This is a genomic window from Pseudomonas sp. W2I6 (genome assembly GCF_030815935.1).
Taxonomy (GTDB): domain Bacteria; phylum Pseudomonadota; class Gammaproteobacteria; order Pseudomonadales; family Pseudomonadaceae; genus Aquipseudomonas.
On the sequence record NZ_JAUSXJ010000001.1, the window covers coordinates 6,185,943 to 6,196,416 of the forward strand.

10 protein-coding genes and 1 pseudogene are annotated in these 10,474 nt (G+C 62.7%); 9 read left to right on the top strand and 2 right to left on the bottom strand.

Going from position 1 to position 10,474, the window contains the following annotated elements:
* Positions 1-188 precede the first annotated feature (188 nt).
* The 9 genes and pseudogenes from exbB to QF039_RS28740 all read left to right on the top strand — a co-directional run bounded on the left by exbB (position 189) and on the right by QF039_RS28740 (position 8,828).
* Positions 189-1,175 (top strand): tonB-system energizer ExbB, encoded by a 987-nt coding sequence (gene exbB / locus QF039_RS28700; protein ID WP_177009055.1) that lies wholly within the window; start codon positions 189-191, stop codon positions 1,173-1,175.
* 6 nt (positions 1,176-1,181) lie between these two features.
* Positions 1,182-1,607, top strand: coding sequence for a TonB system transport protein ExbD (exbD, locus tag QF039_RS28705; RefSeq protein WP_177028060.1), 426 nt, complete (start codon positions 1,182-1,184; stop codon positions 1,605-1,607).
* Positions 1,604-2,353, top strand: a complete 750-nt coding sequence (locus QF039_RS28710) for an energy transducer TonB (RefSeq protein WP_003213297.1) — start codon at positions 1,604-1,606, stop codon at positions 2,351-2,353. The genes exbD and QF039_RS28710 overlap by 4 nt, the downstream gene beginning before the upstream one ends.
* 168 nt (positions 2,354-2,521) lie before the next feature.
* Positions 2,522-2,857 (top strand): cupredoxin domain-containing protein, encoded by a 336-nt coding sequence (locus tag QF039_RS28715; RefSeq protein ID WP_177041067.1) that lies wholly within the window; start codon positions 2,522-2,524, stop codon positions 2,855-2,857.
* A gap of 3 nt (positions 2,858-2,860) precedes the next feature.
* Positions 2,861-3,679, top strand: a complete 819-nt coding sequence (locus QF039_RS28720; RefSeq protein WP_008439439.1) for an FTR1 family protein — start codon at positions 2,861-2,863, stop codon at positions 3,677-3,679.
* 19 nt (positions 3,680-3,698) lie between these two features.
* Entirely contained in the window at positions 3,699-4,229 is a 531-nt protein-coding gene (locus QF039_RS28725; protein ID WP_087693714.1) for an iron transporter, read from the top strand.
* 114 nt (positions 4,230-4,343) lie between these two features.
* The gene (locus QF039_RS28730) at positions 4,344-5,264 is read left to right on the top strand and encodes a hydrogen peroxide-inducible genes activator (RefSeq protein WP_003213305.1); all 921 of its coding nucleotides are present in this window, start codon (positions 4,344-4,346) and stop codon (positions 5,262-5,264) included.
* Between the two features lie 8 nt (positions 5,265-5,272).
* Entirely contained in the window at positions 5,273-7,348 is a 2,076-nt protein-coding gene (gene recG, locus QF039_RS28735; RefSeq protein ID WP_307521895.1) for an ATP-dependent DNA helicase RecG, read from the top strand.
* Positions 7,349-7,426: 78 nt separating this feature from the next.
* A pseudogene (locus QF039_RS28740) lies at positions 7,427-8,828 on the top strand (aminoacyl-tRNA deacylase and HDOD domain-containing protein).
* A 135-nt stretch (positions 8,829-8,963) separates the two neighbouring features.
* On the opposite strand, the gene QF039_RS28745 reads toward QF039_RS28740, so the two are convergent.
* Positions 8,964-9,344: a hypothetical protein gene (locus QF039_RS28745; RefSeq protein WP_008439448.1), complete on the bottom strand. Its 381-nt coding sequence runs from the start codon at positions 9,342-9,344 to the stop codon at positions 8,964-8,966.
* A gap of 125 nt (positions 9,345-9,469) precedes the next feature.
* On the bottom strand, positions 9,470-10,393 hold the full coding sequence (tagQ, locus tag QF039_RS28750; protein WP_003213311.1) for a type VI secretion system-associated lipoprotein TagQ: 924 nt from the start codon (positions 10,391-10,393) through the stop codon (positions 9,470-9,472).
* Positions 10,394-10,474 lie beyond the last annotated feature (81 nt).

Genomic DNA, 10,474 nt, shown 5'->3' on the forward strand with positions numbered 1-10,474 from the left:
ACAAAACTCCGTTCTTAAAGGTCAAGGTTAGCCCCCACAGATGACCAGCGGCCAGCAAAACGACAAATAAAGTAACTGTATTACTTCTGTTAACAAGAATTACTTGCAATAATAACCGCCCATTTGTCCTCGACCCGTTACGGTCTGGAAGGACGCTCACTCATTTTTTTCTCTCAGGTCCGGCCAGCATGACACGCAATACATCCCCCGCTTCGCCAACCAAGCCTCACAGCCCATCCCGCGCCTGGCGTGCGATTGCTGCAGTGCTGTTCAGCGTCCTGCTGGCACCGACCGCCGCGTTCGCCGACAACACCGCGCCGGCCGCCCCGCCTGCAGCGAGCGCGCCAGCTACAGAGCAAAACGCTCCTGCGCCAGCCGCTGCACCGGCCGCGACCGACCCGGCCCTGGCCGCCGAAGGCGCACCGGCTGACGATTCCGGCGTCGTGCTGGAAGAAGACAACAGCCTGGGCATGGCCCACGACCTGTCGCCGTGGGGCATGTACCAGAACGCTGACATCATCGTGAAGATCGTGATGATCGGCCTGGCCATCGCTTCGATCATCACCTGGACCATCTGGATCGCCAAGGGCTTCGAACTGCTGGGCGCCAAGCGTCGCCTGCGCACTGAAATCGTCCACCTGAAAAAAGCCACCACCCTGAAAGAAGCCAGCGAAAGCGCGGCGAAGAAGGGCACCCTGGCGCACCTGCTGGTTCACGACGCACTCGAAGAGATGCGCCTGTCTGCCAACACCCGTGAAAAGGAAGGCATCAAGGAACGCGTCAGCTTCCGTCTGGAGCGCCTGGTTGCCGCCTGCGGTCGCAACATGAGCAACGGCACCGGCGTGCTGGCGACCATCGGTTCCACCGCGCCCTTCGTCGGCCTGTTCGGTACCGTGTGGGGCATCATGAACAGCTTCATCGGCATCGCCAAAACCCAGACCACCAACCTCGCCGTCGTGGCGCCCGGCATCGCCGAAGCCCTGCTGGCAACCGCACTGGGCCTGGTTGCCGCGATTCCTGCGGTGGTGATCTACAACGTCTTCGCCCGTTCGATCGCCGGCTACAAGGCGCAGGTGTCGGACGCTTCGGCAGAAGTCCTGTTGCTGGTCAGCCGTGACCTCGATCACCTGCCTTCCGAGCGCAGCTCGCAACCGCACATGGTGAAAGTGGGGTAATCGGCCATGGGCCTGCATTTGAATCAAGGCGACGACGAGCTCGTCGAGAACCACGAAATCAACGTCACGCCGTTTATCGACGTGATGCTGGTGCTGCTGATCATCTTCATGGTGGCAGCACCGTTGGCCACCGTGGATATCAAGGTCGACCTGCCCGCTTCCAGCGCGAAACCTGCGCCGCGGCCGGAGAAACCGATATTCCTCAGCGTGAAGGCGGACCAGCGTCTGTTCCTGGGCGAAGAAGAAGTCAAATCCGACACCCTGGGCGCGGTGCTCGACACCAAGACCCAGGGCAAGAAAGACACGACCATCTTCTTCCAGGCCGACAAGGGCGTGGACTACGGCGACCTGATGAGCGTGATGGATGCCCTGCGGGCGGCCGGCTACCTCAAGGTAGGCCTGGTCGGACTTGAGACGGCAGCCAAGAAATGATCACGACGCGCCACAAACTGACGCGTTATGGCACCAGCCTCGCCGTCGTGCTGGGCGTCCACGCCGTCGCGATCATCATCGCGCTCCAGTGGTCGGCGCCACATATGGTCCAGCTGCCTCCGGCCGCCATGGTCATCGACCTGGCACCGATGCCGGCGCCGCCACCTCCGGCCCCGCCGAAGGTGATCACGCCGCCACAGCCGCCTGCGCCGGTCGAAGAGCTGCCATTGCCGAAACTGGCCGAGGCACCTAAGCCGACGATCCAGGTGCCAAAGCCGGTCAAGCCCAAGCCAAAACCACAGCCGCCCAAGCCTGTGGAGAAGAAGCCCGATCCGCCCAAGGAAAAACCTTCCGAAGAGCCGCCGAGCGAAACTCCGCAGAACAACGCGCCTACGGAAAAATCCGCCCAGCCACAACCGGGCCCTTCACCGCAGCAGATCGCGGCCAAGGCCACCTGGGAAAGTACCCTGCTGGGCCACCTGCAGAAGTACAAGAAGTACCCGCCGGGCGCCCAGGCGCGTGGCAAGGAAGGCCTGAACCGCCTGCGTTTCGTGGTTGATGCCGATGGCAACGTGCTGTCCTACGAACTGGTGGGCCGCTCCGGCAACGCCGACCTGGACCGCGCCACCCTCGACATGATCCGTCGTGCCCAGCCGCTGCCCAAGCCGCCGGCCGACATGTTGAAAGGCGGGAGCATCGAGATCGTTGCACCATTCGTTTACAACATCGAAAAACGTCGCCGCTAAACCCTACCGTGGGCACTCTCGGGTGCCCACGGCTGCTGTTCCCTCCCCCGCGCATCACCGCAACCTGAACCAGGCTTGAACGAATCGACACCTAACTCGATCTTCACTTGTAACAATTAAAGACAACGCTAATTATCCGCGAATAGTTCTCATTAGCGGACATTCGGCATGCCCAACCTTGCCCGGCTGGCTCTCCTCCTACTGGCTTTCCCCGTCGCCGCACAGGCGGATCAGCTGGTCACCCTGGTCATTCAGAATCACACCTTCAGCCCCTCGACGTTCGAGGTGCCGGCCGGTGAGCGCTTTCGCATTCAACTCACCAGCCACGATGAAAGCGTCGACGAGTTCGAAAGCTACGACATGAAATTCGAAAAAATCATTGTCCCCGGCAACACCATCACGGTGTTTGCCGGCCCGCTGCATCCCGGCACCTACACCTTCTTCGATGACTACCACCCCGACCAGGCCAAAGGCACGGTCACCGCCGTCGCAGCCAAGGAGTAAGCCATGCTGGCCTGTCTGTTGATCGTGTTTCGTGAAGTGCTGGAAGCCGGGATTGTGGTGGGCATCGTGATGGCCGCCACCCAGGGCCTGGCAAGACGTGGGCTGTTCATTGGCGGCGGAATCGCAGCCGGCGTGCTCGGTGCCGGCATCCTCGCACTATTTACCGGCGCAATTACCCAGGCGCTGCAGGGCTTTGGCCAGGAGATTTTCAACGCAGCCATCCTGGTGGTCGCCGTAGTCATGCTGGGCTGGCACAACCTGTGGATGGCCAGTCATGGTCGCGAGCTGGCGACCCAACTGCGCAGCGCCGGCAATTCAGTACTCAAGGGTGAAAAATCACTCTGGGCCCTGGCCGTGGTCATCACCGTGGCCGTGCTGCGCGAAGGCTCGGAAATCGTGCTGTTCCTCTATGGCATCGCCGCCTCCAGCCAGACAGACCCACTGTCGATGCTGGCCGGCGGCGTGCTCGGCATCGTCGCCGGCGCCGCGCTGTCCTGGCTGATGTACCGCGGCCTGGTCGCCATCAGCCTCAAGCGCCTGTTCTCGATTACCGGCTGGATGATCGCCTTGCTTGCCGCCGGCATGGCTGGCCGGGCCGCCGCGATCCTCGCCGGTATCGACCTGATTCCCGCCTGGGGCTACCAGCTCTGGGACACCTCCTGGCTGGTCTCCGATGGCAGCCTCACCGGCCGCGCATTGACCGCGCTGGTGGGCTACACCGACCGACCTCTGGGCGTTCAATTGGTGGCGTGGCTCGTCACCCTCTCGCTCCTGGTGCTGGGTAACCGTTTACTGCATTCACGCCCGACACAATCACATTAACCGCCCCAGGAGCCCCACCATGAAACACCTGCGCAACCCCTTCGCCGCCGCACTGCTGCTCGTCAGCGCCGTGGCCGCTTCCTCCCTCGCCCAAGCCCGCGAATACCCGATTGGCGGACCGGTGCAGATCAATGACATGGAGATCGCCTCCTCGTACCTGGTGGGCATCGAAATGGCGCCCATGCCGCCAGGCATGGTGATGAGCAAGGACTCGGTACACCTTGAGACCGATGTGCACGCCACCGCCGACAACAAATACGGCCTGTCCAACGGTGAGTGGGTGCCCTACCTGACCATCAGCTACTCACTGGTCAAGGAGGGCTCGCCCGACTACAAGGAAATCGGCACGCTGTTGCCGATGGTGGCCAAAGACGGCGCCCACTACGCCAACAACGTGAAAATGGACGGCCCCGGCACCTACACCGTGGTGCTGCGCTATGAAAGCCCACAGATCAAGGGTTTCTTCCACCATGTAGACAAGGAAACCGGCGTGCCTGAATGGTGGGCTCCCTTCACCGAAACCTTCACCTTCAAGTACCCGCAAAAGTGAAATACGGGGCGGCGATACCCGATTAACCGGTGTCGCGGCCCCTACGCTGTCTGATAACGTGCGTCTATCGATTGCAGCCGGTATGCTTGGCCCGCAACCTCATGGACGCCCGCTATGACTCTTACAGAATTACGCTACATCGTTACCCTCGCCCAAGAGCAGCACTTCGGCCACGCGGCCGAGCGTTGCCACGTCAGCCAGCCGACGCTGTCGGTGGGTGTGAAGAAGCTTGAAGACGAACTCGGTGTGCTGATTTTCGAGCGCAGCAAAAGCGCCGTGCGCCTGACGCCCGTCGGCGAAGGCATCGTCGCCCAGGCCCAGAAGGTTCTGGAACAGGCCCAAAGCATTCGCGAGCTGGCCCAGGCCGGCAAGAACCAGCTGACCGCCCCGCTGAAAGTCGGCGCCATCTACACCGTCGGCCCGTACCTGTTCCCACACTTGATTCCGCAACTGCACCGCGTCGCGCCGCAGATGCCGCTGTATATCGAAGAAAACTTCACCCACGTGCTGCGCGACAAACTGCGCAACGGCGAGCTGGACGCGATCATCATCGCCCTGCCGTTCAACGAGGCGGATGTGCTGACGCTGCCGCTCTACGATGAGCCGTTCTACGTACTGATGCCGGCGTCCCACCCATGGACGCAGAAAGACACCATCGACGCGGGCCTGCTCAACGACAAGAGCCTGCTGTTGCTGGGCGAAGGCCATTGCTTCCGCGACCAGGTGCTGGAAGCCTGCCCGACTCTGACCAAGGGCAACGACGGCGCCAAGCACACCACCGTGGAGTCCAGCTCCCTGGAAACCATTCGCCATATGGTCGCCTCCGGCCTGGGTATCTCGATCCTGCCGCTGTCGGCGGTCGACAGCCATCACTACGCCCCCGGCGTGATCGCCGTGCGCCCACTGACGCCGCCGGTACCGTTCCGCACCGTGGCGATTGCCTGGCGTGCGAGCTTCCCGCGTCCGAAAGCGATTGAAATCCTCGCCGACTCGATCCGCCTGTGTTCGGTGGCCAAGCCGCCTGCTGCGAGCTAAGTAACGGTATGACTGAGCTGTCGCAGGTATCGGTGACGGCACTCAAGGGTGTCGGGGAGGCCATGGCCGAGAAGTTGGCCAAGGTCGGGCTGGAAAATCTCCAGGACGTGCTGTTCCACCTGCCCCTGCGTTACCAGGACCGCACCCGCGTGGTGCCCATCGGCCACTTGCGCCCTGGGCAGGACGCCGTGGTTGAAGGCACCGTCAGCGGCGCCGACGTGGTGATGGGCAAGCGCCGCAGTTTGGTCGTGCGCCTGCAAGACGGCACCGGCGGCCTGAGCCTGCGCTTCTACCACTTCAGCAACGCCCAGAAGGAAGGCCTCAAGCGTGGTACCCGCGTGCGCTGCTACGGCGAAGCCAGGCCCGGCGCTTCGGGGCTGGAAATCTATCACCCGGAATACCGCGCGATTACCGGCGACGAACCGCCGCCGGTAGACACCACCCTCACGCCAATTTACCCGCTCACCGAAGGCCTGACCCAGCAGCGCTTGCGCCAACTGTGCATGCAGACTCTGACGATGCTCGGGCCAAAAAGCCTGCCCGACTGGCTGCCCCAGGAACTGGCGCGCGACTATCAACTGGCGCCGCTGGATGATGCGATCCGCTACCTGCATCACCCACCCGCCGATGCCGACGTCGACGAGTTGGCTCTCGGTCATCACTGGGCCCAGCATCGCCTGGCGTTCGAAGAACTGCTGACCCATCAACTGTCCCAGCAGCGCCTGCGCGAGAGCATGCGTTCGCTGCGCGCGCCGGCCATGCCCAAGGCCAAGCGCCTGCCTGCGCAATACCTGGCCAACCTGGGGTTTGCACCGACGGGCGCCCAGCAACGGGTCGGCAATGAAATCGCCTACGACCTGAGCCAGAAAGAACCGATGCTGCGGCTGATCCAGGGTGACGTGGGCGCGGGTAAAACCGTGGTCGCCGCCCTCGCCGCGTTGCAGGCCCTCGAAGCCGGCTATCAGGTGGCGCTGATGGCGCCCACCGAGATTCTCGCCGAGCAGCACTTCATCACTTTCAAGCGCTGGCTCGAACCGCTGGGCCTGGAAGTCGCATGGCTGGCCGGCAAGCTCAAGGGCAAGAACCGCGTAGCCGCCCTGGAGCAGATCGCCGCCGGCGCCCCGATGGTAATGGGCACCCACGCGTTGTTCCAGGACGAAGTGAAGTTCAAGAATCTGGCGCTGGTGATCATCGACGAACAGCACCGCTTCGGTGTGCAGCAGCGCCTGGCCCTGCGCCAGAAAGGCGTGGGCGGCCGCATGAGCCCGCACCAGTTGATCATGACCGCCACACCGATCCCGCGCACCCTGGCCATGAGCGCCTACGCCGACCTCGACACTTCGATCCTCGACGAACTGCCGCCGGGCCGAACGCCGGTCAACACCGTGCTGGTCACCGACACCCGCCGCGTCGAAGTCATCGAACGGGTGCGCGGCGCCTGCGCCGAAGGCCGTCAGGCGTATTGGGTGTGCACGCTGATCGAAGAATCCGAAGAGCTGACCTGCCAGGCCGCCGAAACCACCTATGAAGACCTCACCAGTGCCTTGGGTGAACTCAAGGTCGGGCTGATTCACGGTCGCATGAAGCCGGTGGAAAAGGCCGCGGTAATGGCCGAGTTCAAGGCCGGCAACCTGCAATTGCTGGTGGCGACCACGGTGATTGAAGTCGGCGTCGACGTCCCCAACGCCAGCCTGATGATCATCGAGAACCCCGAGCGCCTGGGCCTGGCGCAACTGCACCAATTGCGCGGCCGCGTCGGCCGGGGCAGCGCCGCCAGCCACTGTGTGCTGCTGTACCACCCGCCGCTGTCGCAGATCGGTCGCCAGCGCCTGGGGATCATGCGCGAAACCAACGACGGCTTCGTGATCGCCGAAAAAGACCTCGAACTGCGCGGCCCCGGCGAGATGCTCGGCACCCGCCAGACCGGCCTGCTGCAATTCAAGGTCGCCGACCTGATGCGCGATGCCGACTTGCTGCCCGCCGTGCGCGACGCGGCCCAGGCGTTACTGGAGCGTTGGCCGGAACACGTCAGCCCGCTGCTGGATCGCTGGCTGAGACATGGGCAGCAATACGGCCAAGTGTGACGGCTGACTCACTTAGACAACCCTCACTTGTATCAAGCTGGTTATACTCCAATGACTGTAGGAAATTGGATTCAGGCCATGTCAGAAGTTGCCCTCGCCACAGCCCCACCGACTGCACCCTCGGTGATTCGGACGCTGCTTGCAAAGCTCGCCATCAGCTACACGGAAGTTACCGAACGCCCCGGCCTGAACCCGGCGCAGAAGGTTCAAGCCGTACTGCTCGATGATGCCGTGGGTGCACTCATGGTGCTGTTTCCACAGAACCAGTTGCTGGACCTTAATCGCCTCGCCGAGCTCACCGGTCGGCGCCTCACGGCCGTGTCGCCGGAGCGCCTGGAGCGCATGCTCGGCAAGCACAGCCTGAGCCTGCTGCCCGGCCTGCCGCCGCTGACCAGTTCTCCCTGCCTGTACGAAGAAAGCCTGTTGCGTGAGCCGACCGTGCTGGTGCACTCGGGCGAAGCCGGGCTGCTGCTGGAGATTTCCAGCGACGCGTTCAAGAGCATGCTGACCAAGGCCAGCGCCGCGCATTTCGGCGAGCCGCTGAGCAACATCCGGCCAAACCTGGATCGCCCCAATGACGACCGCGAGGAAATCACCCAGGCGATGCAGGCGTTCACCGCCCGCCGTATCCAGCAGCGCCTGGAAGCCACCATCGAGATTCCACCGCTGGCCGATACCGCGCAAAAGATCATCAAGCTGCGGGTCGACCCCAACGCCACTATCGACGACATCACCGGCGTGGTCGAAACCGACCCGGGCCCTGGCCGCCCAGGTGGTGAGTTGGGCCGCGTCGCCCTACTACGCCTCGCCGGGCAAGATCCGCTCGGTGGAAGACGCCATCGTGCGCGTGCTGGGCTTTGACCTGGTGATCAACCTCGCACTCGGCCTGGCCCTGGGCAAGACCTTGAGCCTGCCCAAGGACCACCCGCAACAGGCCACGCCGTACTGGCACCAGTCGATCTACACCGCTGCCGTCATCGAAGGCCTGACCCGCGCCATGCCCCGCGCCCAGCGCCCGGAAGCCGGGCTGACGTACCTCGCCGGCCTGCTGCACAATTTCGGCTACCTGTTGCTGGCCCACGTCTTCCCGCCGCATTTCTCACTGATCTGCCGGCACCTGGAGGTCAACCCGCACCTGTGCCACAGCTACATCGAGCAGCATCTGCTGGGCATCAGCCGCGAGCAGATTGGTGCGTGGTTGATGCGCTATTGGGACATGCCGGACGAACTGTCCACCGCCCTGCGCTTCCAGCACGACCCGACCTACGACGGCCAATATGCGGAATACCCGAACCTGGTGTGCCTGGCGGTGCGCTTGCTGCGCAGCCGCGGCATCGGCTCCGGGCCGGATGAATCCATCCCGGACGAACTGCTTGAGCGCCTGGGGCTGACCCGGGACAAGGCAGAGGACGTGGTGAGCAAGGTGCTGGACGCGGAAACGTTGTTGCGCGAGTTGGCTTCGCAGTTCAGTCAGGGATAAATCGGGCGCCTGTTACACCGTATTCGCGAGCAAGCCCGCTCCCACATTCGACCGAGTTCCAACTTTGGAATGGGATTGAATGTGGGAGCGGGCTTGCTCGCGAATGCAGGCGACGCAGTATTGCTGAAGAACCCCCTAGCCTTTGGGCTTTTTCTTCGGCTTCAAATACTTGGTCAACCCCTGGAACCAGATCACCAGCGCCGGGTTGCCCTTGATCTGGATCGACTTGTCCTGAATCCCCGTCATGAACGCCAGTTGCTTGTTCTTCGCCTGCATCGTGGCGAAGCCGTAGGCGGCGTCTTTGAAGGCGATGGCAAACGCAGGCGCGGGATGAACACCCGAGCGGCTGGTAATGCGCTGGTCTTTGACGATGAAGTGACGGGCAACCTTGCCGTCGAGGGTCTGCAACTGGAACGCCAGGTCCTTGTCACCCAACTGCTGCTGGAACGCAGGGTTGGTGCGGCTGGCTTTGCCCATCAACAGGCCAAGCATCCAGAGAAGAAAACGAAATTTCATGCACACGGCCTCAGTGTAATTATTGGGTGGCCGCAGCAGTTTAACGATTTGTGCAAATAACGCTACCGATCTCCCGTTTTAGCAGGAGATCGGCTGGCGTTTAACGCTTATAGCAACAACTTTCCTCAGACGTTAGGGCAAGGAACCGGTGCCCAATCCGCCAGGTTCGGATCACGGCAAGTGCCTTCGATCTGCGCTTTACCGGCGCTGGCAACCTGCTTGCTTTCAGCTTGTTTGGTCTGGGCGGTCTGGATGGTTTTCTCGGTGGCTACGGCTTCTTTCGGCACGGTTGGCAGTACCGGCTTTTTCGCGACTTTTACCGGCTTCTTGCCTTTGGCTGGCGTTACCACCGGCGTGGTATCGGCAGTCGCAACGGTTACGACGTCGGCACGTTGTACGCCCACTTGTTGCAGATCCTGTTCGTACGCCTGGGTGTAGTTGTTCAGGTCTTCGCTGGCCTTGCCGTTCACCGCGACGATCAGGTCGTTGGACTCTTTCAGGCCCGAGACGATTTCTGCCAGGCGCTTGCGGCCTTCAACGTCGTTGACGGTCTTGGCCTTGCGGTCGGCCACCAGCTTGGTGAACGCGCTCTGGTAGCACTGCTGGGACGCCTTGGCGTACGCGGTGCTGCGGTCGATGTCGGAGGCACGCTTGTTGACGTCGGTGGCGTAGGAGGCGATGCGCTGGTTGTCATCGGTGATCTGCTTCTGGCGCTCGGTGTAGTAACCCGCAGCACCACCGGCCAGGGCGCCGCCCGCTGCACCGATGGCAGCGTTGCGGCCACGCTTGTCGGAGTCGCCGGTCAGGGCGCCCAGCAAAGCACCACCGGCCGCACCCAGGGCGGCGCCGGTTACCACCGACTTGGTCAGGTCCGAATCGGTAGCACGCAAGTGCTGCACCGGCTCGTAGCAGTTCGGGTAGTACTCGACCTTGGTGGTCGAGGCGACCTTGTTGGTCGGCGACGTTGCGCAACCGGTCAGCACCGTGCTGAAGCCTGCGGCAATCAGCAGCAGATGACGCTTGGAAACCGCCTTACGGGAAAAAATCATCGTTGTGTTCTCTTTTAAGTTTGACTTGCCCAGCGCGGCCCACCGCCGCCTGAGTCCCTTCCAAGCTCGCTGTACAACCAG

What these genes read in the sequence shown, in the direction of transcription:
- exbB (WP_177009055.1), top strand. Translation starts at nt 189, where the DNA reads ATGACACGCAATACATCCCCCGCTTCGCCAACCAAGCCTCACAGCCCA.
- exbD (WP_177028060.1), top strand. Translation starts at nt 1,182, where the DNA reads ATGGGCCTGCATTTGAATCAAGGCGACGACGAGCTCGTCGAGAACCAC.
- QF039_RS28710 (WP_003213297.1), top strand. Translation starts at nt 1,604, where the DNA reads ATGATCACGACGCGCCACAAACTGACGCGTTATGGCACCAGCCTCGCC.
- QF039_RS28715 (WP_177041067.1), top strand. Translation starts at nt 2,522, where the DNA reads ATGCCCAACCTTGCCCGGCTGGCTCTCCTCCTACTGGCTTTCCCCGTC.
- QF039_RS28720 (WP_008439439.1), top strand. Translation starts at nt 2,861, where the DNA reads ATGCTGGCCTGTCTGTTGATCGTGTTTCGTGAAGTGCTGGAAGCCGGG.
- QF039_RS28725 (WP_087693714.1), top strand. Translation starts at nt 3,699, where the DNA reads ATGAAACACCTGCGCAACCCCTTCGCCGCCGCACTGCTGCTCGTCAGC.
- QF039_RS28730 (WP_003213305.1), top strand. Translation starts at nt 4,344, where the DNA reads ATGACTCTTACAGAATTACGCTACATCGTTACCCTCGCCCAAGAGCAG.
- recG (WP_307521895.1), top strand. Translation starts at nt 5,273, where the DNA reads ATGACTGAGCTGTCGCAGGTATCGGTGACGGCACTCAAGGGTGTCGGG.
- QF039_RS28745 (WP_008439448.1), bottom strand. Translation starts at nt 9,344, where the DNA reads ATGAAATTTCGTTTTCTTCTCTGGATGCTTGGCCTGTTGATGGGCAAA.
- tagQ (WP_003213311.1), bottom strand. Translation starts at nt 10,393, where the DNA reads ATGATTTTTTCCCGTAAGGCGGTTTCCAAGCGTCATCTGCTGCTGATT.